General features: G+C 64.0%; 25 protein-coding genes and 1 pseudogene. 21 read left to right on the forward strand and 5 right to left on the reverse strand.

Going from position 1 to position 23,081, the window contains the following annotated elements; all coding sequences use genetic code 11:
• Positions 1-3 precede the first annotated feature (3 nt).
• The 11 genes from GPJ75_RS16190 to GPJ75_RS16240 all read left to right on the forward strand — a co-directional run bounded on the left by GPJ75_RS16190 (position 4) and on the right by GPJ75_RS16240 (position 9,858).
• On the forward strand, positions 4-945 hold the full coding sequence (locus GPJ75_RS16190) for an ABC transporter substrate-binding protein (RefSeq protein ID WP_425483167.1): 942 nt from the start codon (positions 4-6) through the stop codon (positions 943-945).
• Between the two features lie 68 nt (positions 946-1,013).
• Positions 1,014-1,784 carry an ATP-binding cassette domain-containing protein gene (locus tag GPJ75_RS16195; RefSeq protein ID WP_163269374.1) on the forward strand — a complete coding sequence of 257 codons (771 nt, stop codon included), beginning with the start codon at positions 1,014-1,016 and terminating at the stop codon, positions 1,782-1,784.
• A 35-nt stretch (positions 1,785-1,819) separates the two neighbouring features.
• Positions 1,820-2,815, forward strand: a complete 996-nt coding sequence (locus GPJ75_RS16200) for a zinc-binding alcohol dehydrogenase family protein (protein ID WP_163269375.1) — start codon at positions 1,820-1,822, stop codon at positions 2,813-2,815.
• 6 nt (positions 2,816-2,821) lie between these two features.
• Positions 2,822-2,989, forward strand: coding sequence for a hypothetical protein (locus GPJ75_RS16205; RefSeq protein WP_163269376.1), 168 nt, complete (start codon positions 2,822-2,824; stop codon positions 2,987-2,989).
• A 294-nt stretch (positions 2,990-3,283) separates the two neighbouring features.
• The gene (locus tag GPJ75_RS16210) at positions 3,284-4,102 is read left to right on the forward strand and encodes an SDR family NAD(P)-dependent oxidoreductase (protein ID WP_163269377.1); all 819 of its coding nucleotides are present in this window, start codon (positions 3,284-3,286) and stop codon (positions 4,100-4,102) included.
• A 76-nt stretch (positions 4,103-4,178) separates the two neighbouring features.
• On the forward strand, positions 4,179-5,474 hold the full coding sequence (locus tag GPJ75_RS16215) for an ABC transporter substrate-binding protein (RefSeq protein ID WP_163269378.1): 1,296 nt from the start codon (positions 4,179-4,181) through the stop codon (positions 5,472-5,474).
• 7 nt (positions 5,475-5,481) lie between these two features.
• Positions 5,482-6,252, forward strand: a complete 771-nt coding sequence (locus tag GPJ75_RS16220) for an ABC transporter ATP-binding protein (protein WP_246249087.1) — start codon at positions 5,482-5,484, stop codon at positions 6,250-6,252.
• Positions 6,249-6,974 carry an ABC transporter ATP-binding protein gene (locus GPJ75_RS16225; RefSeq protein WP_163269379.1) on the forward strand — a complete coding sequence of 242 codons (726 nt, stop codon included), beginning with the start codon at positions 6,249-6,251 and terminating at the stop codon, positions 6,972-6,974. The genes GPJ75_RS16220 and GPJ75_RS16225 overlap by 4 nt, the downstream gene beginning before the upstream one ends.
• The gene (locus GPJ75_RS16230) at positions 6,961-7,818 is read left to right on the forward strand and encodes a branched-chain amino acid ABC transporter permease (protein ID WP_163269380.1); all 858 of its coding nucleotides are present in this window, start codon (positions 6,961-6,963) and stop codon (positions 7,816-7,818) included. The genes GPJ75_RS16225 and GPJ75_RS16230 overlap by 14 nt, the downstream gene beginning before the upstream one ends.
• A 1-nt stretch (position 7,819) precedes the next feature.
• The gene (locus tag GPJ75_RS16235; RefSeq protein WP_163269381.1) at positions 7,820-8,848 is read left to right on the forward strand and encodes a branched-chain amino acid ABC transporter permease; all 1,029 of its coding nucleotides are present in this window, start codon (positions 7,820-7,822) and stop codon (positions 8,846-8,848) included.
• Positions 8,845-9,858: a zinc-dependent alcohol dehydrogenase gene (locus tag GPJ75_RS16240; protein ID WP_163269382.1), complete on the forward strand. Its 1,014-nt coding sequence runs from the start codon at positions 8,845-8,847 to the stop codon at positions 9,856-9,858. The genes GPJ75_RS16235 and GPJ75_RS16240 overlap by 4 nt, the downstream gene beginning before the upstream one ends.
• A gap of 80 nt (positions 9,859-9,938) precedes the next feature.
• Here the strand turns inward: GPJ75_RS16240 and GPJ75_RS16245 are convergent, their stop codons facing one another.
• The 4 genes from GPJ75_RS16245 to GPJ75_RS16260 form a co-directional block, all read right to left on the reverse strand.
• Positions 9,939-10,448, reverse strand: coding sequence for a 2,4'-dihydroxyacetophenone dioxygenase family protein (locus GPJ75_RS16245; RefSeq protein ID WP_163269383.1), 510 nt, complete (start codon positions 10,446-10,448; stop codon positions 9,939-9,941).
• A 63-nt stretch (positions 10,449-10,511) separates the two neighbouring features.
• Positions 10,512-11,483 carry a helix-turn-helix domain-containing protein gene (locus GPJ75_RS16250; protein WP_163269384.1) on the reverse strand — a complete coding sequence of 324 codons (972 nt, stop codon included), beginning with the start codon at positions 11,481-11,483 and terminating at the stop codon, positions 10,512-10,514.
• Between the two features lie 123 nt (positions 11,484-11,606).
• Positions 11,607-12,332, reverse strand: a complete 726-nt coding sequence (locus tag GPJ75_RS16255; protein ID WP_163269385.1) for an SDR family NAD(P)-dependent oxidoreductase — start codon at positions 12,330-12,332, stop codon at positions 11,607-11,609.
• 20 nt (positions 12,333-12,352) lie between these two features.
• Positions 12,353-12,886: a 2,4'-dihydroxyacetophenone dioxygenase family protein gene (locus tag GPJ75_RS16260; RefSeq protein WP_163269386.1), complete on the reverse strand. Its 534-nt coding sequence runs from the start codon at positions 12,884-12,886 to the stop codon at positions 12,353-12,355.
• A 463-nt stretch (positions 12,887-13,349) separates the two neighbouring features.
• Between GPJ75_RS16260 and GPJ75_RS16270 the strand changes: the two genes are divergently transcribed.
• The 5 genes from GPJ75_RS16270 to GPJ75_RS27750 all read left to right on the forward strand — a co-directional run bounded on the left by GPJ75_RS16270 (position 13,350) and on the right by GPJ75_RS27750 (position 14,980).
• On the forward strand, positions 13,350-13,490 hold the full coding sequence (locus GPJ75_RS16270) for a hypothetical protein (RefSeq protein WP_163269387.1): 141 nt from the start codon (positions 13,350-13,352) through the stop codon (positions 13,488-13,490).
• A gap of 82 nt (positions 13,491-13,572) precedes the next feature.
• The gene (locus tag GPJ75_RS16275; protein ID WP_163269388.1) at positions 13,573-13,845 is read left to right on the forward strand and encodes a type II toxin-antitoxin system VapB family antitoxin; all 273 of its coding nucleotides are present in this window, start codon (positions 13,573-13,575) and stop codon (positions 13,843-13,845) included.
• On the forward strand, positions 13,842-14,300 hold the full coding sequence (locus tag GPJ75_RS16280; protein WP_163269389.1) for a type II toxin-antitoxin system VapC family toxin: 459 nt from the start codon (positions 13,842-13,844) through the stop codon (positions 14,298-14,300). The genes GPJ75_RS16275 and GPJ75_RS16280 overlap by 4 nt, the downstream gene beginning before the upstream one ends.
• A gap of 29 nt (positions 14,301-14,329) precedes the next feature.
• On the forward strand, positions 14,330-14,593 hold the full coding sequence (locus GPJ75_RS27200) for a recombinase family protein (RefSeq protein ID WP_205602559.1): 264 nt from the start codon (positions 14,330-14,332) through the stop codon (positions 14,591-14,593).
• 93 nt (positions 14,594-14,686) lie between these two features.
• Entirely contained in the window at positions 14,687-14,980 is a 294-nt protein-coding gene (locus GPJ75_RS27750; protein WP_425483168.1) for a hypothetical protein, read from the forward strand.
• 67 nt (positions 14,981-15,047) lie between these two features.
• Here GPJ75_RS27750 and GPJ75_RS16290 read toward each other — a convergent pair.
• Positions 15,048-15,995: pseudogene (locus GPJ75_RS16290) on the reverse strand (transposase); the annotation flags it as partial.
• Positions 15,996-16,166: 171 nt separating this feature from the next.
• Between GPJ75_RS16290 and GPJ75_RS16295 the strand changes: the two are divergent.
• From GPJ75_RS16295 to GPJ75_RS16315, 5 genes are all read left to right on the forward strand, one after another.
• A complete protein-coding gene (locus GPJ75_RS16295; RefSeq protein WP_163269390.1) occupies positions 16,167-17,663 on the forward strand; it encodes a helicase HerA domain-containing protein in 1,497 nt (498 codons plus the stop codon).
• Positions 17,664-18,181: 518 nt separating this feature from the next.
• Positions 18,182-19,111 (forward strand): TAXI family TRAP transporter solute-binding subunit, encoded by a 930-nt coding sequence (locus GPJ75_RS16300; RefSeq protein ID WP_163269391.1) that lies wholly within the window; start codon positions 18,182-18,184, stop codon positions 19,109-19,111.
• Positions 19,112-19,209: 98 nt separating this feature from the next.
• Positions 19,210-21,120, forward strand: a complete 1,911-nt coding sequence (locus GPJ75_RS16305) for a TRAP transporter permease (protein ID WP_163269392.1) — start codon at positions 19,210-19,212, stop codon at positions 21,118-21,120.
• A 30-nt stretch (positions 21,121-21,150) separates the two neighbouring features.
• The gene (locus GPJ75_RS16310) at positions 21,151-21,696 is read left to right on the forward strand and encodes a cupin domain-containing protein (protein WP_163269393.1); all 546 of its coding nucleotides are present in this window, start codon (positions 21,151-21,153) and stop codon (positions 21,694-21,696) included.
• 12 nt (positions 21,697-21,708) lie between these two features.
• Positions 21,709-23,064, forward strand: coding sequence for a malonyl-CoA decarboxylase (locus tag GPJ75_RS16315; protein WP_163269394.1), 1,356 nt, complete (start codon positions 21,709-21,711; stop codon positions 23,062-23,064).
• Positions 23,065-23,081 lie beyond the last annotated feature (17 nt).

Genomic DNA, 23,081 nt, shown 5'->3' on the forward strand with positions numbered 1-23,081 from the left:
CACGTGAAGACTTCTCTCAAGACCCTGCTCGCAGTCGGCGTCGCAATGGCCCTGCCGGCCCTGGCATCAGCCGGCGAGATCGCGGTGATCGTCAAGACCACCAACTCGAACTTCTGGCAGAACGTCAACAAGGGGGCGAGTGCCGCGATCGAAGGCCAGTCCGAACATACGATGACCTTCGACGGTCCCGCCTCGGAGTCGGCCATCGCCGACCAGGTCAACCTTGTCGACAATGCGGTCAACCGCGGCGTGGCCGGCATCGTTCTCGCACCGTCCGACCCGGAATCGCTCATTCCCGCCGTGAAGCGGGCCAACGAGTCGGGCATCCCGGTCGCGATTATCGATTCCGCGCTCGGTGAAGGCGGAAAAGGCACGTATCAGGCCTTCCTTTCCACCGACAATTGCGCGGCCGGCAAACTCGCAGCCGACAAGATGATCGAACTTGCCGGCAGCGAGGGCAAGATCGCCGTCATGTCTTATGTCGCGGGTGTCGGCTCGGAGATTGGTCGTGTCGGCTGCTTCGTCGAGCAGATCAAGGCAAATTCCAAGCTCGAGATCGTCGGCCCCTACTATTCGCAGTCACAGATGGCGACGGCATTGAACCAGACCACCGACGTTCTTGCCGCCAACCCGGACCTCAAGGGTATCTTCGGTGCCAACGAGCCGACAGCGGTCGGCATGGGCCGCGCCATTCAGCAGGCCGGAAAGGCCGGCGACATTGTCGCCATCGGCTTCGACGGAAACGAGGATCTGCAGGCCTTCGTGCGCGACGGCACGCTCGACGCGACGCTGGTTCAGGGTTCGTTCCAGATGGGTGAACTCGGAGTGAATGCAGTCCTCGACCTGATCGCCGGCAACTCTGTCGAAGCACAGATCGATACCGGCGTTGTCCTCGTCACCAAGGACAATATTGACGCCGACGAAGCGAAAAACGTCCTCTATTGACCAGTTCTACCGGCGCGGTGGTGTCAGTTGCCGCGCCGGAATTCTTGCATCGACGTTTGAGGCCCTCAATGTCTCCCCTTGTGGAAATGATCGACATCGAAAAGCACTTCGGTGGCATAAAGGCGGTGGACCGTGTCTCGCTCGACCTTCGTGAAGGTGAGGTCGTGGGCGTTCTTGGACACAATGGCGCGGGCAAGTCGTGCCTCATGCGCATTCTCTCGGGCGCGATGGCACCCAGCGCCGGCACCATCCGCGTCGGCGGCGCGGAAGCGAACATCGATTCTCCGCATGCCGCCCGCGGCCTCGGGATCGAGACCATCTACCAGACGCTCGCGCTGGCCGATCACCTCGATGCACCGGCTAACCTCTTTCTCGGCCGCGAGTTGCGGACGCGTTGGGGCAACCTTGACGAGCGGAGGATGCTGGAGGAGGCGCGCAAGGTGCTTGCCCGGCTGAACCCGAATTTTCGCAATCTCGGCGATCCGGTGTCGCGCCTGTCGGGTGGCCAGCGGCAGGTCATCGCGATCGCGCGGGCGATCTATTTCGACGTCAAGATACTTATCATGGACGAGCCGACGGCAGCCCTCGGTCCGGCGGAGACGGCCATGGTGAGCGAACTGATCAGGCAATTGAAGCAGGAAGGCATCGGCATCTTTCTGGTCAGTCACGACATGCATGACGTGTTCGAGCTTTGCGACCGCGTCGTGGTCATGAACCGCGGGCGCAAGGTAGGTTCCCATAGCGTGAGCGAGGTGTCCAAGGACGATGTGCTCAGCCTGATCATCAAGGGCGAACTGCCCGGCGGCTGGGTACCGCGTGAAGCGGAGAGAGTGCAGTGAATGTTGCTGAATTATTCGGGTCCGGCGCCGCGACCATGCCGACCGGTACCTGTGTCGAGCCGGGTCGGTTCGAATTGCGCGAAGCCGCCGTGCCACGGGAGGTGCCGCAAGGCTGGGCCTTGGTCGACATCAGCGCGGTGGGTTTGTGCGGCACAGACTACCATATCTTCGAGGGCAAACACCCCTATCTGCAATATCCGCGCGTCATCGGTCATGAACTGAGCGGCCGCCTGGTGGCTTCAGAAGGCGGTATGGCGGCCGGCACGCTGGTCGTGGTCAATCCCTATCTGTCATGCGGGTCTTGCCGCGCGTGTCTGCGCGGCAAGCCGAATTGCTGCATGCGCATCGAGGTTCTCGGCGTCCACCGGGACGGCGGGTTGTGCAGCCGCATCGCGGTTCCCGTCTCCAATCTTTATCCTGCCGACGGGCTCGACGAGTTGCAGGCGGCGATGGTGGAGTTCCTGGCCATCGGCGCACATGCGGTCTCGCGCTCGGGCATTCAGTCTGGCGACCGCGTTCTGGTGACGGGCGCCGGCCCGATCGGCCTCGGGGCGGCTCTTTTCGCCAGGCTGGAAGGCGCGGAGGTCCATCTGCTCGACCTCAGCGCCACACGAACGGCACTGGCGGGCCGGAAGTTCGGCTTCGACCTCCTCCACAACGACCCGGAGCGTATCCTGGAGGGTGAGTTGGCGGACGGCTTCGACGCGGTCTTCGATGCCACCGGCAACGCCAAGGCCATGGAGGCGGGCTTTCGGCTGCTGGCGCACGGCTCGACCTATATCCTGGTCAGCGTGGTCAAGGACCGCATCGGCTTCGACGATGCAGAATTCCACAAACGCGAGCCCTGCATCGTCGGAAGCCGCAACGCGTTGAAGTCCGACTTCGAGCGGGTGATGGAGGCAATCCGGCAAGGCAGGATCGACACCAGCGCGCTCCTCTCGGCGGAGGTCGCGCTCGCGGACTTGCCGTCGCGGTTCGCCGCGCTTGCCGCCGACCGCGAGGGCCTGATCAAGGCCGTGGTGCGCCCATGAGAGCCGGTGCGCCAGTGTCGTGATTTCGAAGCTCGCATCGAGCTGGAGACGCCAGGAACGGGCTGGATTGCGACCTTGCTTTATCCTGCCGGCACCGCGCTCTATCTGGCAGCGGCCTTAGCCGCGTTTGTGACCGGAACGCTGCACATGGTCGACGGCGGAATGAGCACCTGAGTCCGAAGATCGAGCATGTCCGAAAAAGACAAGTGATTTGTCCGGTCCGGACAACGACTATCGTGACGCCGCTGGCTATGGTTGTCGCATACAGTTGCGGTTGTGCGCCCGAAACCGCAAGGTTGGCGCTGAGGAATTCCGAGCTGCCAAGACCGCGAGTGTCACAGTCTGGGCGACGGCGAGAAGGATCACGACAAGGCCTTGGGCGAGGGGGAGGCTAGACCAGCCATATACTGACGCACCTGAGAAGCGTGCGGATCGGCGGCGGAAAGCCGACTGTTCGGGAGGGGCGAATTGGCAGCGCTTGACGAAATGTTCGATGTCCGGGGCAAGTCGACAATCGTTACAGGCGGCGCCAGCGGCATTGGCCGCGCCTATGCGGAAATAATGGCTGAGCACGGCGCACGCGTCTGCATCTTCGACATAGACGCATCGGGTCTGAACAAAACCGTCGCGGCAATTCGCGGGACGGGCGGAGATGTCTGGAGCCAGACGGCCGACGTGGCCGACCGCACGGCGATGGCCGATGCGTTCGACAAGGTAGCCGCCGAACACGGGCGCATCGACGTCGTGTTCGCCAATGCCGGCATCGACGCGGGCCCCGGTTTCATGACGCCGGAGGGCGAGCGAAATCCTGACGGCGCCATCGACGTCATGGACGATGCCCACTGGGACAGGGTCATCGAGGTCAACCTTTCAAGCGTCTACACGACCATCAAGCTCTCCGCGCGTCACATGAAGAGGACCGGCGGCGGCCGGATCATCGTCACGTCGTCGGTGGCGGCGCAGATCAACGAGGCCATCGTCGGCCTGCCCTACATGCCGGCCAAGGCCGGCGTGGATCACCTCGTGCGCAACGCGGCGATGGAGCTTGGAGTCTTCGGCATCCATGTGAACTGCATCTCGCCGGGGCCGTTCATGACCAACATCGCCGGCGGGCGCCTCAAGAACCCGGCGGACAGGGCGGCCTTCGAGGCCCAGTCGCTGATCGGCCGGATCGGCGATCCCGAAGACATCAAAGGGCTGGCGCTGTACCTTGCCTCGCCGGCCGCGTCCTACGTGACCGGCGCGCAGTTCGTGATCGATGGGGGGTCGCGTCTGCGAATAGCCTGATCGGCGGGTCGTGCATCCGCGGGGAGGCGGTGCGCCATTGCATGTCGAAGCTCAGCAAGAAAATCGGGAGGAAACCATGATCAAATACAAATCCAATCTGACCGCCGGGGCATCGAGACGCACCGTCCTTAAGGGCATGGGAGCGGGTGCTGCGGCGTTGGCCATGCCGAACATAACCCGCGCCCAGGCCGGCACGATCAAGATCGGCTACGTGACGCCGGCGACCGGCCCGATGGCCCTGTTCGGCGAGACCGACGGCTTCGCCGTGGAGCGGATCAAGAAGCTTGTTGCCGGCGGGCTCGAGGTCAATGGCGAGCGCTACAACGTCGATATCCTCGTCCAGGACAGCCAATCCGACTCCAACCGCTCCGCGGAGGTGTCCGGCGATCTGATCCTGGACCAGGAGATCGACATGCTGATCCCGGCATCGACCACGCCGACGATCACCGCGGCCGCCGACCAAGCGGAACTGTACGAGATACCCTGCATCTCCTGTGCTGCGCCGTGGCAGGCGATCATCTTCCCGCGTGGCGGACAGGACAATCCATTCAACTGGACCTACCACTTCTTCTGGGGGCTGGACGAGGCCCTCAACACTTTCGTCGGACTTTGGAACACGATCGAGACCAACAAGAAGGTCGGGATGCTGTTCCCCCAGAACATCGATGGCGAGACGTGGGGCAACGAGGAGTACGGCCTGCCGTCGCCGACGCGGGAAGCGGGCTACGAGGTGGTCAAGCCCGGCTATTTCCAACCGCGAACCAACGATTTCACGGCCCAGATCGCGACCTTCAAGCAGGACGGCTGCGATATCGTCGGCGGCATCGCCTTCGTCGACGACTTCAAGACCTTCGTGAATCAGTGCAATCAGCAGGGCTATCATCCCAGAGCGATGACCATGGCCGCCGCATTGCTCTTCCCGTCCGGCGTCGAGGCACTGGGCGATCTCGGCAACGGGATGTCCTCGGAGGTCTGGTGGACGCCGGCCTTCCCGTTCAAGTCGTCGCTCACCGGCCAGGTCAGCCGCGACATCGCCGACGAGTGGGAGGCCGAGACCAACCGGCAGTGGACCCAGCCGCTCGGCTACAGCCATGCTGTCTGGGAGGTTGCGCTCGACGCGTTCAAGCGGTCGGGTAATCCGAAGGACAAGGCAGCCGTGCGCGATGCCATCAAGGCGACGAACCTCGACACCCTCATCGGCCCGGTCAATTTCTCCACCGGACCGCACCCGAACGTCTCCACCACGCCGATCTTCGGCGGCCAGTGGGTGCCGGGCGAGAAGTGGATGTACGACCTGAAGATCGTCGACAACTCGGTCAACCAGCTGTTCAAGCCCGAGCAGCAGATGAAGATCCTGCCATGGGCGCAATGAGCCGCTGATGCCGACGGTGGACATGAAGGCATCGGCGATCGAAACGGCGGCCGGCAAGGCGGCACTGCTGGAAGGCATCGGGCTCGGCAAGTCGTTCGGCGCCAACCGCGTCCTTCACGACGTCAGTTTCGAAGTCCGTCCCGGCGACGTCCTGGGAATTCTCGGACCGAACGGGGCGGGCAAGACGACGCTGTTCAACCTGATTTCGGGCGATCTTCGCCCGAACGCGGGCACGATCCGCTTCGACGGCGTCGAACTGGGCAGGGAACCGCCCTTCCGCCGGGCCCAACGCGGCATCGGCCGCACCTACCAGATTCCGTTGCCCTATGGCGGGATGACGACCTTCGAGAACCTGCTCGTGTCGGCCAGCTTCGCCGGCCGCCAGAGCGAGCGCGCGGCCTACGACCATTGCGCCGCGGTGCTTAAGCAGTGCGAGCTTGCCGGCAAGGCCAACAAGATGGCCGGCACGCTGACATTGCTCGACCGCAAGCGGCTGGAACTGGCGCGCGCGCTCGCGTCGCGGCCGAAGCTGCTGCTGCTCGACGAAATCGCCGGCGGACTGACCGACGAGGAGGGCAAGGACCTCGTCGAGCTGGTGCGCAGGATCAGGGACCAGGGCGTGACGATCGTGTGGATCGAGCACGTCCTGCATGCGCTGATGGCCGCGGCCGACCGCGTCATGGTTCTGGACTTCGGCGAGAAGATCATCGAGGGACCGCCGAAGCAGGTGATCGAGGATCCGCAGGTCAAGCGCGTCTATATGGGGATCGAGGCATGAGCGCTCCGCTGCTTTCCACCCACGGGCTGCAGGCCTTCTACGGGGATTTCCAGGCGCTCTTCGGGATCGATTTCGAGGTGGCGGCCGGTGAGGTGGTCGCGCTCATCGGCGCGAACGGCGCCGGCAAATCGACGCTTCTGAACGCGATCATGGGCGCGATCCGCGTCGCGCCGGACATGGTGAGGCTCGACGGCGCGCCGACGGGTGGCGCCGCACCCCATGTCATGGTGGCCAAGGGCGTGGGCATCGTGCCCGAAGGCCGGCGGTTGTTCACCGGCATGTCCGTCGAGGACAATCTGCGCGTGGCCATCGATCATTCAGCAGGGGGCAATGACGCCTGGACGCTGGAGCGGGTCTACGCGCTGTTCCCGATTCTGAAGGACAAGCGCCGCGATCTCGTGCAGAGCCTGTCGGGCGGGCAACAGCAGATGGTGGCCGTCGCGCGCGCCCTCCTGAACCAGCCGCGCGTGCTTCTGTGCGACGAGATATCGCTCGGGCTGGCGCCGAAGGTCATCAACGAGATCTATGCGGCTATCCCGTCGATCTCGGACGCCGGCACAGCCATCGTCCTCGTCGAGCAGGACGTCGGGCTCGCCAAGAAGGCGTCCGACCGGTTGTACTGCATGCTGGAGGGAAAGGTGACACTGACGGGCAAGTCGGCCGACGTCTCGAGAGAAGATATTTCCGCCGCCTATTTCGGAGCCGGCCATGCAGTGGCTTGATGCGCTGATACAGGGGGTCCTGCTGGGCGGGCTCTACGCGCAATACGCGCTCGGCATGGCGCTCATGTTCGGAGTCATGCGGATCGTGAACATTTCGCATGGCGACCTGATGATCCTGCTCGCGCTGGTCGGGGTGTCGCTGGCGGTTTCCTTCAGCCTCGGGCCGTTCGTCCTGCTGGTGCTTCTGGTGCCGATCGCGGCGGCCATCGGCTACGTGCTGCAGCACGCGGTGCTCAACCGGGTGGTCAGCCAGGATCCGCTGCCGTCGATTATTGCCACCTTCGGGCTCTCCATCGCGATGCAGAATGCCATGCTTCAGATCTGGTCCGCCGACACGCGTTCCATCCCCGGCGGCGGCATCGAGCAGGCGTCGTGGCAGGTGGGGCCGATCTTCATCGGCGTGCTTCCGGTGATCGTTCTCGTCGTGGCAACGGCGCTGACCGGTGGGCTCGACGCGGTGCTGCGTTTCTCGAAGTTCGGCCGTGCGCTGCGCGCCTCGGCGGCGGACGTGGAGGCGGCGGCTCTGACCGGCATAAACCCGAAGGCGGTCTACGCCTGGGCGACGGCGCTGGCCGTCGGCATCCTCGGCTTCGCGGCGGTCTTCCAGGGGTTGCGCTCCACGGTCGCCCCGTCCGACGGCCCGGCGCAGCTCATCTACGCTTTCGAGGCTGTCATTATCGGCGGCATGGGATCGGTCTGGGGTGCGTTCATGGGCTCGATGGTGCTCGGCATCAGCCAGGCGATCGGGTTCCGCATCAGTCCTGGCTTCGGCATTCTCGCCGGGCATCTCGTTTTCCTGGCCGTCTTGGCCGTGCGCCCGCAGGGCATTTTCGGGAGGTCGTGAGATGACAGCGTCGATCAGCGCCTCCGGCGACCTTCCCGCCGTCACGGTCCGCAGGCAGACCTTGTCCGGCACGGTGGCCATAATCATCGGGATCGCGCTCCTTGTCGGGCTGGTCGCGATGCCCTGGTGGGCCGGGCAGGGCACCATCCGCTCGGTCGTGGAGCTATGCTGCTACATCGCCATCGCCCAGATGTGGAACCTGCTTGCCGGCTATGGCGGCCTCGTCTCGGTCGGCCAGCAGGCCTTCAGCGGCGTCGCCGCCTACATGATGTTCGCGCTGGCCCAGAATCTCGGCCTCAATCCCTTCCTCGCCGTGCCTCTTTGTCTGATCGCCCCGGCGATCCTGGCGGTGCCCACCTATGCCCTGCTTCACCGGCTCGACGGCCCCTATTTCGCCATCGGGACCTGGGTGGTGGCCGAGGTCGTGCGTCTCCTGACGACCAATTTCAGCTACGTGAACGCCGGCGCCGGCATGAGCCTGCGGGTGATGACGCAGTACAGCGCCCACGAACGCGCCATCGGGGTGACCCTCCTGTGCGCCCTCATGCTGCTGGTCACGGTGGGCGGCACCTACTGGCTCCTGAGATCGCGCTACGGCCTGGCGCTCACCGCCATGCGCGACAATCCGGTTTCGGCCGCCAGCCAGGGCGTGAACGTGCCGCGCCTGCGGTTCCTGATCTTCGTGGCGGCCGCCGTCGGCACCGGACTTGCCGGGGCGATCTACTTCATGGCGCAGCTGCGCATCACGCCCGAGGCCGCATATGGCCCGCAATGGGCGACGGTCGCCATCTTCATCGTGATGATCGGCGGCATCGGCAGCATCGAAGGCGTCCTCATCGGGGCTCTGATCTATTTCTTCGCGGATCGCTGGTTCGGAGAGTTCGGGGCCACCTATCTCGTGGTGCTGGGTGTTTTGACCCTTCTTGTCGCGCTCTTCGCCCGCGGCGGCCTCTGGGGTCTCGTCAACAAGGTGGTGGACGCGCCGTGGTTTCCGACCAGGCGCATCCTGGTTTCAGGAGGCGGCGAATGAAGGCTGCATTGTTCGATACCGTGGGCCGCCCGCTGCGCATAGACGGCGTGGACGACCCGCGGCCCGGCGCGGACGAGGTTCTTCTGAAGATCGCCGCCTGCGGCATCTGCGGAAGCGATCTGCACATGACGGAAGACCCGGCGACCTTCGGGATCGGGCAGGGCGCGGTCCTCGGTCACGAGTTCGCCGGCGAGATCGTGGAGCTCGGCGCCGATGTCACCGGCCTGGCGAAGGGCGACCGCGTGGCCGTCGCCCCGGTGTGGGGCTGCGGGCACTGCGCGCGCTGCCGCGCGGGCGATCCGGCCTGGTGCGCCGAGATGAAGCTGATCGGCGGCGGCTATGCCGAGTTCAGCGCCGTGGCGGCGCGTCAGTGCCGCAAGCTGCCCGAGGGCGTGCCGTTGCTGGAAGGCGCGCTCGCCGAGCCGACGGCGATCGGCCTTCACAGCGTCATGCGCTCCGGGCTGAAGCCGGGTGATACGGTGCTCATCCTCGGCGCCGGCCCCATCGGGCTGTTGGTCGCCTTCTGGGCGCGCCGTATGGGCGCGCGCCACGTCGTGGTCGCCGATCTGAACGACTATCAGAAGGAGCGCGCCGAAGCCCTGGGCGCAACGGGCTTCGCGATCTCGGGGCCGGGCCTTGCGGATGCGTTCCAGGACATGGCGGGCGGTCCGCCGGACATCGTTTTCGAATGCGTCGGCAAGAAGGGCCTGATCGACTTCTCGTGCCGGTTGGCGCGTGTGCACGGCACGGTCGTGGGCGTCGGCCTTTGCGTGGGCGGCGACGAATGGGATCCCTTCGCGGTGCTGTCCAAGGAACTGACCATCGTCATGGCTGCCTTTTTCGACATGCACGAATTCGCGCTGGCGCTCGATGCGCTGGCCTCGCAAGGCCCGTTTCGCCCGCAGAACCTGATCACCGACCGGATCGGCCTTTCCGACGTTCCCGAGGCGTTCGAGGCGCTGCGCCGGCGCACCACGCAGTGCAAGGTCCTCATCGAGGCCGCCGCCTGAGGCGGCTTTGCGCTTGCCTTCCCGACAAAAAAGCCCGGATCAACGATCCGGGCTTTTTCTTCGCGAATGTGGGCAGGCGGTCAGATGAACATCTCCCTGTTGATCGGCAGCCCCTTCTCCTCGCAGTACTTCGTATAGTGGTCGATGAACCAGAAGACGTCGGCGGTGAAATCGAACTTGCCGTTGTCGTCGTAGAACTCGATCGGCCCGTTGATCCAGAACAGCGCCTTCATGCCCTCGTCCGAATAGAGCGTGTGGGCTGCGCCGGGGAGCTCGTAGACGAAGTCGCCGGGCCGCGCGACCCAGTCATATTCGTAATAGGCCCAGGACCCCTCGAGCGTGATCGCGGAGACGACGCCGCGGTGCTTGTGCGTGCCGATCCTGCCGCCCCCCTTCACCCACAGGATGTTGGCGACCGAGTTGGTGCGCACGTCGAAGCAGAAGTGCTTGATCGACGCGGCATCGCCGAAGGGAACCCAAGGATTGGTGCCGTCGTCGCCCGGTATGTGAGCTCCCTCGCGGGCGAACTTCCGGATTGTGTCCTCGTAGGCTTCCTCCGGCAGCCTGGTGATGTTGTCCACCCTGTTCATGGCTCGCTCCCTTTGTTCGCGGCGTACCGCCGTGTTGGCAGACGCCGCAGGGCGCCTGCATCGCTAGTGCTGCGTTCCGTCACTCGCGTCCCTGACCTCGCTCGGCGCGCTGCCGAAGTGCTTGCGGAAGCTTTTCGAGAAATGCGACGGACCGGAGAACCCGCAGCTGTAGGCAAGTTCGGCCATGTGCACGCCGCCCGGTCCGGAGCGCTCGATCAGGCGGCGCGCCTGCTCGAGCCGTTCGGCAAGGATGAGCTTTTTGACCGTCAGCCTGTGCAGCGCCAGGATGCGATTGAGCTGGCGCGAGCTCATGCCGATCTCCTCGGCGACCTGCTCCGTGTTCAGATGCGGGTCTTCGAGCCGGGCGCGGATATAGCTGCGCACGCGCTGGATGATGCCCAGGTGGTAGGCGGTCATCCTGCCGTCGCCCAACACCAGGTCGCGCGAGACCTCAAGCGCCGACCAGATGTCGTGTACCAACGCGGGCTCCGGCGCAAGGTACTTGCGTGCCCGCACGTCGGAATAGGTCTTGCGGACCGCGCGCGCGACCGCCACGCCGGGGCCGCTGTTGCCGTCGATGCGTACGGCATCGCGCAGGTCCCAGCCCGGGAAACGCGCCCGGAACTCACGGCCCGGCACGTCGAAAACGACCTGACGCGCCCGGTCGGCGAAGCCGTGTATGTATGGGGTGTTCGTGTCGTAGAGCACGAGATCCCCCGCCGTCAGCACGTCACACCGCTCCCGCCGGTTCACGAAGATCGTCCCTCCCATCACAAGTGTCAGGAAGACGGAGTCCTTATCGTATTTTCGCATCGTCTCCGCCGAGCGGCAGATGACGTGCGGCTGCCCCGCGATGTCGAACACCGAGAAGCTGCCGAAATTGTAGTGGTCGAACTTGGCCTGGAAGCCGTCCTCCTCGGCGGTGGAGCATTTCAGCCCGACGACATCTATCGAGCAGCGCTCCTCCCAGTAGTCGAGCCGTTCGCCTTTCAACACGCTGCGCGTGTCGAAGGATTTTCTCAGTACGCAATCCATCTGGCCACGATCCTCCCTATCGTTGCAGACTGGAGGCGATGGTACTACAGCATGCGCCCGCTGCCCAAGGCGCAAGGGGGGCGGGCGGCATTGCCGAGGGCTTGCCGTGGGTGGTCCCGACACTCATAGGGTCAGATAGCCGCCATCGACGGGCAGGATCGCGCCTGTCACGTAGCCAGCGAGCGGTGATGCAAGGAAGGCGATCGCGTCGGCCACTTCGGTCGGCTGTCCCCAGCGCCCCATAGGAAGGCGCGCCATGATCGGGGCCGATGCCACGGGGTCGTCGAGAAGGCCCTCGCCGAGGGGCGTGTCGATCCAGCCCGGCGCGACGGCGTTCACCCTTATTCCCGCGCCGGCATATTCGATCGCGAGCGACTTGGTGAGTTGCACAAGCGCGCCCTTGCTGGCGGCATAGCCCGGCCGGTCCGCCGCGCCGAAGGTCGAATACATGGACGCGATATTGACTATGGAGCCGCCGGCTGCTGCCAGGAGCGGGCGGGCCGCCTGGCTCGTGCGGAAGGCGGCGGCAAGATTGACGTCCATGACGTCGTCGAAGTGCGGCTCCTCCCATTCGTCCCGGTCGCGGCTGAGGCCCGCACAATTGACCAGTACGTCGAGGCGCGGCAGTCCGTCGAAGAACCGTTTCACGGCATCGCGGTCGCGGAGATCGCACTCGACGCGTTCGATGCGGTCGTGGCGGGGCGCGTTCGCTCCGCCCGCGTTCAGCCCGAGCGCGAAGGCCCGCGCGCCCAACCCGGCGAAGCGCAGTGCCGTCGCCGCGCCGATGCCGGAGGTGCCGCCGGTCACGGCGACGACCCGGTTCGAGAATATTTGGTCGGCGAAACCCATTGCGTGCCAAACCGTCGATGTCAGCGAAACAGGGACTCGACGTATTTCGCGCCGATACCGACTTTCTCATAGTGCGTCTTGCACAGGTCGATATACATGTGCACGTCGAAGAAGCCGTCGGGATCGCCATTCTCGTCCAGCCAGATCAGTGGGCCGGTGACCTTGAAATGCACCTTCATCGGCTCTTCGTGCTCATAGGCCACCAGCGTATGGCCCTCGCCGGGCGTTTCGTAGATGAAATCGCCGGCCGTCGCGATCCAGTCATGCTCGAGGTAACCCCACTTGCCGGAGATCGTGTAGGCGAAGACCTCGTGCGGGTGGTAGTGCCGGCTCACCAGGCCGGGACCCTTGGCATAGAGAACGTCGCACCACATGTTGCGCGACGGCGATATCCAGACCGGCTTCGACGAGACCGTCTCGGTGAACGGCACGTAGTATCGCTCGTCGTCCCCGGCGATGTTCTTCATGTACACTTCCGGCTGGGCGTCGGGCTGAAAGACCTTCTCGATCGGCTTGATGTCTCGCCAGAACTCGGAACCTGTCTGTTTGGTCATGGATCCCTCCTCCGTCGAACGGACGCCGCTGGTGGGTTTCCGTCACCGCAGGAGCGTAGCGTCCGGTGGAGGACGTGTCTTTGCCGGTTCCGGACATAACGGCTGTCATTTTCGGACATGGTCGACGGTGCTTCGATCCATGCCACGCCCGGCTTCCCAAAGGCTCCCAAAGGGCTGCGTACTCCGGAACGAGCTGTCGGGAGCCAGCTTTGATTATCTTGGCCGGTCATGCCGCCGCTTGGAAAAGGCCCTGCTGACATCGACGGCTGCGCGCCCCCTTCGTGCAGCCACAACTGAGACAGAGACCATTCTGGCGGGCCTAGCCCACCGTCCTCGCCCGCACCGGCCTGTCCCGCTCCACCATCTACCGCAAGATCACCGAGGGCCGGCGAACGACAACCACCCGCCGGATGGGCGGAATGCCGGGAGCGATGCCGATGCTTTCGAGCGGCTAGATGCGGTGGTGCTGTCCTTTGCCCGGCTGATCGGCAGGCACATGGCGCGCGAAGATTACGAGAAGGCTATGCGCGCCGCCAACGATAATAGCGATCCAGCAGGAAAGACTGACGCGCGGGAAGATTATCACGGTGCTGATGATGATTGAGGTAGGCCGGAAGCGGCCTTTGCATTTGAACTCAGGCTGCCCATATGCTATCTAGAAAAATGATCTAGAAAGAAGTACTGCTATGGGCCTCAGCATCAAGACCGAGGAAGCCGACAGGCTGGCGCGAGAGTTGTCCCGCCTTACCGGCGAGACAATGACCGACGCCATCACCAAGGCCATGCGCGAGCGGCTGGAGCGTTTGCGCGCCGAGCGGGAGGCGCAGGGTGATTATACCGCCCGTGTACAGGCTTTCGTGCGTGAGCGTGCCCATCTGTTCGACCGTCGTCCCGTCACGAAGGAAGAATGGGATGAAGCCGTCGGAGACACGCCTGAGCAGTTGGGCTTGCCGAAATGATGGTGGTGGACAGTTCCGCCATCATCGCCATTCTGTTCGATGAGCCGGAAGGCCCCGATTGCACCAAGGTCCTTGAGGGTGCGTCTGCCCGGCTGATTTCCGCTGTCAACTATGTGGAGACGGGAACGGTTCTGGCTGGTCGTTTCACCGGGGTGAGGCGGTCGAAGGCTATCGGAATTCTGGACGAGTTTCTGACCATGCTGGGCATCGGCATTGCCCCGGTCGATGATCGTCTGGCCCGCGCGGCGATGAAGGCAAGGATCGAATACGGTCAGGGGCTCGGCACGCGCGGCGGGCTGAACTTCGGTGATTGCTTCGCCTACGCACTGGCAAGACAGCATTCGGCCCCGTTGCTTTATATCGGCAACAATTTTGGCCTGACCGATATTCGCTCGGCACTGGAAGCTCCGAACCCGAAAGGCCGAAGAGGTAGATGGCCGGGAAAGGGAGCGTAAATCCCGGCAGAATTGAGAGAAGATCAGCAATGACCCGCGCAGCCCTTTACGCTCGCTATTTATCGGACAACCAGAGCGAGGCGTCCATCGAGGACCAGTTTCGGCTTTGCCGCGAACATGCGCGGCGGGAGTGGTGGCAGATCGTGGGTTCATACGAGGATACGAGGATGCGGCGATGTGGGGATCAAAGCACGATCCTGCGGCCTGGTATCCAGCGGCTCATGCGAGACGCGCAGCATGGTGAGTTCAACGTCCTCTTGGCCGAGGCGCTGGACCGGATCAGCCGCGACTAGGCCAGGGCGAAGCGCCTGCATTGTGCGAACTGGCCTGGTTCCCTCCTTTCTGGCCTTCTCACCTGCGGCTGCTGCGGCGGGAAGGTCGGCATCATCCTCTCCGACCGTCTCGGCTGCCTGAACCATCACCGGCGCGGCACCTGCACCAACAACCGCACCATCCTGCGCGAGAAGCTGGAGGCACGGGTGCTGACCGGGTTGCAGGAGCGACTGGTTTCGGCCGAAGCGGTCGAGGAGGCCGTGCGCGCCTATGTTGAGGAAACCAACCGGCTGACCACCAGCGCCGTGCCCAGCACGAAACCGACCGTCGCGCCCTGGCGAAGATCGAGCGCGCCATTGCGGGGATCGTCTCGGCCATCGAGGACGGCATGTATCAGCCATCCATGAAGGCCCGGATGGACGAGTTGGAACGGCAGAAGGCCGAGATCGCTACCCGCATAGCGGAAGCGCCTGCCGGCCTCGCGGTGTTGAAATCGTCCACCCGTTCCGCGATGGTGCTACGGGCGTGGGCGAGGCCGAAGAACAGGCTCTCGTTCAACAACTCGTTGCGCATGCGCCCGTTGAAGCTCTCGACAAAGCCGTTTTGCATCGGCTTGCCGGGCGCGATGTAATGCCAGTCGATCCTGTGATCCTTCAACCAGGCGAGGATCGCGTTCGAGGTGAACTCGGTGCCATGGTCGGAGACGATCATCCCGGCTTGCCGCGACGGCCGATCAGATCGGTCAGTTCGCGCGACACGTCGGCCGGAGATCGAGGTGTCGGGCACTGCCGCCAGGCATTCGTGTGTCACGTCGTCGACGATGTTGAGCACGCGGAACCTGCGGCCGCGGGTGAACTGGTCATGGACGAAATCCAGCGACCAGCGCGCGTTCGGCCGCGCCTCGACTAGGATCGGGGCCCGAGTGCCGACAACTCGCCCTCACGCCGGAGCAGGATGAACAGCCGCCGGTAGCCGAAGCGCCGGCGCTCGTTGGCGAGTTCGCGCAGTCTTCCGCGCAGTGCCGTCTCCAGCGTACGGCAGGAGCGATAGCGGATCATCTTGCGATCCGCGCCGACAAGATCGTGCAGGCTCGCCGCTCCGATAGGCCCATGGCGGCCCTCAGATGTGCAGCGGCGTCGCGTTTTGCAGCGGGCCTTACCATTTTTTTGACAGAAGCTCGCGCAGTGCCGTCGCATCCAGCATCTGCTCGGCGAGCGGCTTCTTCAGCTTGGCGTTCTCCTCCTCGAGCGCTTTCAGGCGCTTGGCATCGGAGACGTCCATGCCGCCATACTTGGCTTTCCAATTGTAATAGGTCACATCGGAAATGCCGTGCCTGCGGCAGACATCCGCCACCTTCGCACCGGCTTCCTGCTCGCGCAAAACCGCGATGATCTGCTCTTCCGTAAACCGCTTTCGCTTCATCCGTCCGTCCTTCAAATGAGGCCGGACTCTAATCAAAACTGGAGGAAATTACCCGTGGCAGGTCAAAATCGGCCACCTTCATCCGCGCGATCGTGCCTGTGGGAATCCCTGCGGCAATGCTTCGCGCTGCGTGGCAGCAAATGCTAAGGACGGTGCTCGAAAGGGTGCCGGATGAAGGTCAACATCGACATGGGCGCCACGGCCGGCGGCGCCGTGGCGGAGCTGGATCTGGAAGAGCTGCTCGCGACCCGCCTGCTGGTGCAGGGCAATTCCGGGTCCGGCAAGTCGCATCTGCTGCGCCGCCTTTTGGAACAAAGTGCGCCCTGGGTGCAGCAATGCATCGTCGATCCCGAAGGCGATTTTGTCACGCTGGCGGAAGAATTCGGCCACCAAGTGGTCGACGCCGCCCGCTCCGAGGCGGAGCTCACGCGCATCGCCGGCCGCGTGCGTCAGCACCGCGTCTCCGTCGTGCTCAATCTCGAGGGGCTCGAGGTCGAGCAGCAGATGCGCGCCGCAGCCGCCTTCCTCGGCGGCATGTTCGATGTTGAGCGAGACCATTGGTATCCCGTGCTCGTGGTGGTCGACGAGGCGCAGCTTTTCGCGCCCGCCGTTGCCGGCGAAGTCTCGGACAATGCGCGAAAGCTCTCGCTGGGCGCCATGACCAATCTGATGTGCCGCGGCCGCAAGCGCGGGCTGGCCGGCGTCATCGCCACCCAGCGCCTGGCCAAGCTGGCGAAGAACGTCGCGGCGGAAGCCTCCAATTTCCTGATGGGCCGCACCTTCCTGGACATCGACATGGCGCGCGCCGCCGACCTGCTTGGAATGGACCGTCGCCAAGCTGAGATGTTCCGCGAACTTCAACGCGGAAACTTCATCGCGCTGGGCCCGGCTTTGTCGCGCCGACCGTTGGCGATCACCATCGGGCCTGTCGAAACCTCTGCGCGCTCGACCAGCCCGAAACTCATGCCGCTGCCTGAGGCGCCGGAGGACGCCCGCGACCTGATCCTCACGCCCGGTCCCGAAGAAGCCTCTACAGTGGTGCGCAAACCGCCGCCCAAACCGATTCCGACAGCCGACCTTCTGACGCTACTGTCGCGGCCCAGGCCAGCGCCGGAACCGCCGGCCGAGCCGGCTTTCACCGTCATCGACGAGGCTGAGCGCGATGCCGGCATCGACGCGGTGCTGCGCGAGATCCTAGAAGACCCCGATGCGGCTTTCCGCTCCGATGCCGTGCTCTATCAGGATTTTCAAGTGCGCTGCCGTATCCACCGCGTGCCCGGAGAGCCGCTGCCGCTTTCCACCTTCCGCCGGCGGCTGGTGATAGCCCGCGCCGGCGTCGATGAAAGCTCTGGTGGCGAAGCCTGGGCGATGGCGCTGTCGCTCTCTGAAACATTGCCAGAGGATCTTCAGGGCATATTCTTGATGGTCGCCCGCGCTGCGATCAACAAGGATCCCTGCCCCTCCGACGCCGCTTTGGCGCGTGCCTATGGCAGCCACTCGCCGCGCCGGGCGCGGCGTCTGCTCGCCTATTTCGAGGAGCGCGGCCTGCTTGTCGCTCGCACCGATTTTCATGGGCACCGCGTGCTCGCCTTCCCGGACCTCGGCTGCGAGACCGCCCCCGGCCACCCCGACGTGGCGGACGGGCCTCAGCGCGACGCAGCGGAGTAAGGCTACCTCTGTCCAGACCGGATAAAGGCTAACCGTGAGCCGGATTGGACGGGTGACGGTTTTTTGGCCGGGACGACCCAAAGTGCTCAACGGTTGAGGTGGTGCCCATCATCCAGCTTCAGCTCAAACGGGCATCGGGAAAAGCCGACAGGTAGCCGCCGGAACCGTATCGAACAAGGCGCTTTGTAAGGGCCCCGAACACACTGATGCGAGAGGGGGAACGCCGCGGGATCTCAAATGGTTTTAGAACCGGCGCAGGCTGCGTTTATGGAGCACTCGGCTACCGGGGTGCTGGTGATTTCTGCACAGGCGGCATTCAGCGCGCCGCGTTCGACTGAACCTCGCACAATTGCAACTCTCGACGCAATCTCAGCCACGACTTCGGTATCCCGAAATCAAAATAATCGATCATAGTGGCGAATATCACAGAAAAATCGATATTATATTGACAGCGGCCCGTTTATCGCCATGATGCTGGCCATGCCTTTCGATCTTAGGCTGGCAAAAGGGAGGAATATATGAAACGGATTCTCGGCAGGATTGCCGTGATCGCTGCGGCATTTGGGCTGGCGTTGGGTGTCGCGCGGGCGGAGGAACTGCGCATCGGAACAGCCAGCCAGGGCGGCGCCTTCTATCCGATAGGGCAGGCCATCTCAAATCTGGTCTCGAAGTATGTGGAAGGCGCCACAATGGTGCCGATCGTCACCCAGGGAGCGCTGCAGAACCCACGGCTGGTTGCCGATGGCGAGGTGGACATCGGCATTACCAACAACAACCTTGCCTATTTCGCCGCCAACGGTACGGGGCCATACGAGGACGGCAAGCTGCCGATTGCCGGTGTAGCCGCCCTGCACCCCAGCGTGCTGCACATCGTGACGCTGGAAGGGTCCGACATTCGAGATGTTGGGGACCTCAAGGGCAAGCGCGTGGCGGTCGGGCCTGCTGGTGGCGGCACGGTGAGCGTGCTGGGCGATCTCTTCGCCGCCTACGGCATGTCGCTCGACGATATCACGGCGAGCTTCTTGTCCTATGCAGATGGCTTCAGCGAATTGGGCGACGGCAATGTGGATGCCGCCCTGGCACTCGCGGGCTATCCCACCTCCGCTGTCACCCAGATTCAGGCAACGAAGGATATCAGGTTCGTTCCGATTGCCGAGGACAAGCTGAGTGCCGTGGTCGCGGAGCATCCTTACTACACTTCGATCAGCGTTCCGGCGGAGACCTACAAAACTAATGACTCTGCGACGATGATTGGCGTGAACAATGCGCTGATCGTCAATGCGGACATGGATGCCGACAAGGTCTACGCCATCACCAAGGCGGTATTCGACCACATGGACGAGTTCGCTGCCGAAAACGCCGTGGCCAAGCAGATCGACCCAGCGCAGTCGAAATCGTTACCGATCCCATTGCATCCCGGTGCAAAACGCTACTTCGACGGCAAATAGCCCTCAAAACCTTTCGCGCCCCAGGCCTCTCCCGATAAATTCGGCAGCCGCCGCTCGGGAGGGGCTGATCTCCGCAGTATCCATCGACGGTCAAAAACATGCCGCTCCGCCTGCCGGTCCTTATAAGCGCCATCGCCTTCCTGCTTGGCACCTTTCACCTGCTCAACGTGGCGGGAGTGATAGTGCTGTCCACACAGGACGTGCGCATTGTCCATCTCATGGGCGCCTTGGCGATCGTCTATCTTTCCACGCCAACATTGCATCGGCTTGACGCCTCGCGGCTGGATAAGGCCTTCGGTGTTGCCCTAGCTGCGGTGGCCACGGCGGCAAGTCTCTATCTCTACTGGCGCTGGCAGGCGATCGCTCTCTCCGGAGGGACGGGCACCGCACGCGACGCCATGGTGGGCCTCGTGCTCCTCGTTCTCGTCCTCGAGGCAGCACGCAGGCGAGTGGGCTTGATGCTTGCGCTGATCGTCGCTGCCTTCTTCGTGTATCCGCTTGTCTCGCCCCATCTGCCGGGATTTCTCGAAGGCCGCGGCTACACCATCAAGCGGCTTTCCGGATTCCTGTCGACGACCAGCGAGGGAATCTACGGCATCCCGATCGGCGTATCGGCCAGCTATATAGTGCTTTTCGCCATCTATGGCGCCTTCCTCGGGCAATTCGGCGCGAGCAACTTCTTCCTTGCATTGGCTAGCCGGCTCACCCGTTCCATGCGCGCGGCCTCAGCGAAAACGGCGGTCATCTTCTCCGCGTTGATCGGGATGATCTCCGGGTCCGCCGCCGGAAATGTCGCCGTTACCGGCTCCATGACCATTCCGATGATGAAGCGCGAGGGCTACGCACCGCACCAGGCCGGTGCCATTGAGGCGGTAGTCTCGACCGGCGGGCAGATCATGCCACCCGTGATGGGCGCAGCCGCCTTCGTCATGGCCGAGCTGATCGGCCGCCCCTACGTGGACATCATGCAGGCGGCCACCCTGCCTGCGCTTCTCTTCTTCGTCTCCATCCTCTTCGTCGTTCACCTGCAGGCGGTGAAGAATGGGCTGAAACCGGGCGCCGGCATCGCATTGCCCCACGCCGTGGAACAGATGCGCGGGTGGCGCCTCTTGGTCGGTGGCGCGCCGTTCCTGCTTTCCTTCTTTACTCTTCTCGGCCTCATGGTCTCCGGCTACTCGCCTTTCAAGGCGTGTTTCGCCGCCATTGTCGTCATTGTGCTCGCGGATATCGTCGTGCGGCGGCGACTCGACCGCGATTTCTTCACGCGTGTCGCGCGCGCCATCATCAGCGGTGTGGAAGGCGCCGTGCCCATCGCGATCGCCTGTGCGGCTGCCGGCATCATTTCAGGTGTGCTTTCGATCACCGGGCTCGGCCCGAAGATCGCCGGCATGATCGTGACCGCCGCCGGCGGCGAACCGCTGATCGCATTGGTGCTCACCATGTTGACCGCGATCGTTCTAGGCATGGGCCTTCCCACGACCGCCGCCTACCTCATCCTCGCCACCGTAGTGGCGCCTTCGCTGGTCACTATCGGTGTTCCGCTGCTTACCGCGCATATGTTCGTCTTCTTCTTCGGCTGCGTGTCCACCATCACCCCGCCGGTCGCACTTGCGTCATACGTGGCCGCCGGCATTGCCGGCGCGGATATCAACAAGGTGGGCTGGACCGCCTTCTTCTACGGCATCACCAGCTATCTCCTCCCTTTCATGTTCTTTCTCGGCCCTGCCATAATGATGCAGGGCGAGGCAGGCGAGATCATCGGCGCGGCGGCAAGTGGACTGCTCGGCGTGCTGGCGATCGCGGCGGCGGTGGTGGGCCAGCTTCGCACCCCGCTCGGGCCTTTCTGGCGGGCAATATTGTTTGCGGGCGGCGTGGTGCTGATGAAGCCCGGGCTGATCACCGATGTGGCCGGTGTCGCGGTATTGCTGGCGGCATGGTTTCTCGCCGGTGCGCAGGCAGCGCCCGCCGCGGTGGACCCAACTTCTCCCGCCGCGCAACCCAAAGACTGACCCTTTTCGCAATCAACGGAGAAAATAGACATGGCACGAAAGTTCCGCCGCGTGGTGACCGGTCACAACGACGATGGCAAAGCGGTGGTAGTTTCCGACAAGGAAGCCTTCAACATCCTCCAGCGGCCCAACCGCCCCGGCGTGACGCTGACGAATTTCTGGCAGACGACCTCCTCCCCAGCGGAGTTCGACGGCCCCGAGGAGACGGTGGAAGGTCCGCTCGTGTTGCACCCGCCCAAGGGCGGGACGGTCTTCCGCGTCGTGGAGTTCGAGCCGGAGGACCCGGAGGTGCTGGCGCGTCTTGACGGCAAGGCTGCCTTTGCGGAGATGGGTGCGGCCGCCAACATCGTGGAGAACGCGCGGCACCCCTTCATGCATCGCACCGACAGCGTCGATTATGCCATCATCCTCAGCGGCGAGATTACCATGCTGCTGGACGATACGGAGGTGCATCTCAAGACGGGCGACGTGGTCGTCCAGCGCGGCACCAATCATGCCTGGTCGAACCGCGGAACCGAGACCTGCCAGATCGCCTTCGTGCTGGTGGACGCCGTGGCGCGGCAGGGAGCGGTCTAGGGATCGGCAAACATGGCAAGCTCGCTCTTCCGCGAATTTCTGCGCCAACTCAGCGAGCGGGGCATAACCATGCTCGGCCGTCCGCGCGGGGCAAGCTCCGGCAATCTGGTTTCCCTCAGCGAGCAACTCCTGTCCGGCCGCGGCGAGGCTTCAAGCGCCGCCTTGGCGCAACTGGTGCTCGATATTTATGCCGGGGCCAGCCCGGAAGCGCGGCTTGCCTTCCTGACCGCGCTGGCGAAGCACTTCGGCGCAGACGAGCGCGGCGTGGGAACCGCAATCGAGGCCTGGTGCGCCAAGCCTGATGCCCTCGCTCTCAACGCGCTTCACCGGGCCACCGAACCGCGCCGGCAAGAGCTCATCAGGCGCCTGAATATGGCGCATGGGGGCACGGCAGCACTCGTGCGCATGCGCGAGGATATTCTGGCATATCTGGGGTCCAACCCGGAACTGAGGCCCGTGGACGTGGACTTCGCCGATCTGTTCTCCTCCTGGTTCAATCGGGGATTTCTCTTGCTGCAATCCATCGACTGGACAACGCCGGCGCACATCCTTGAAAAGATCATCCGCTATGAGGCGGTGCATGCCATCTCCGACTGGGACGATCTGCGCGGGCGCCTGGAGCCGCAGGATCGTCGCTGCTTTGCTTTCTTCCATCCGCAGTTGATCGATGAGCCGTTGATCTTCGTGGAAGTGGCGCTGACCTCCGAAATTCCTGCGGCCATCGCCCCTCTACTGGCGCAGGACCGCACGCCGATCCGGGCGCGCGAGGCGACGACGGCGGTGTTCTATTCCATTTCCAATACCCAGAAGGGGCTCGCCGGTGTCTCGTTCGGCAACTTTCTTATCAAACAGGTGGTCAACCTGCTTAAGGAAGAACTGCCGAGTCTGAAGAACTTCGTCACCCTCTCGCCTGTCCCGGGCTACGCGCGCTGGCTCGATGCCGAGCGTGCCCAGGAGAGGTCCGATGCTCTTGACGATGAGACGAAAGAGGCGCTCCGCCTGCTCGATGAGCAAGGCTGGTATGCGGACGAGGAAAAGACGGAGCGTCTGCGCCGGCCGCTCCTGTCCGCTGCCGCGTGGTATTTTCTGAAGGCGAGATCGGGCAAGGGGCGCCCGCTCGACCCGGTCGCCCGCTTCCACCTCGGCAATGGTGCGCGGCTGGAGCGGCTCAATTTCCTCGGCGATGTCAGCGCGAAGGGCCTAGCTCAGTCCCACGGGTTGATGGTCAACTATCTCTACCCCCTCGATGACATCGAGAAGAACCACGAGGCATTCGCAAGCGCGGGCGCGGTGATTGCGTCTCCTGCTGTAAAGCGGCGCCTCAAAGGAGAAGCGAGCCCGCGCGTTCCGGTAGGCATGCTCGAGTAGCACCGGCGAGGTTCTCC

This window comes from Chelativorans alearensis (assembly GCF_010993735.1).
Taxonomy (GTDB): domain Bacteria; phylum Pseudomonadota; class Alphaproteobacteria; order Rhizobiales; family Rhizobiaceae; genus Chelativorans; species Chelativorans alearense.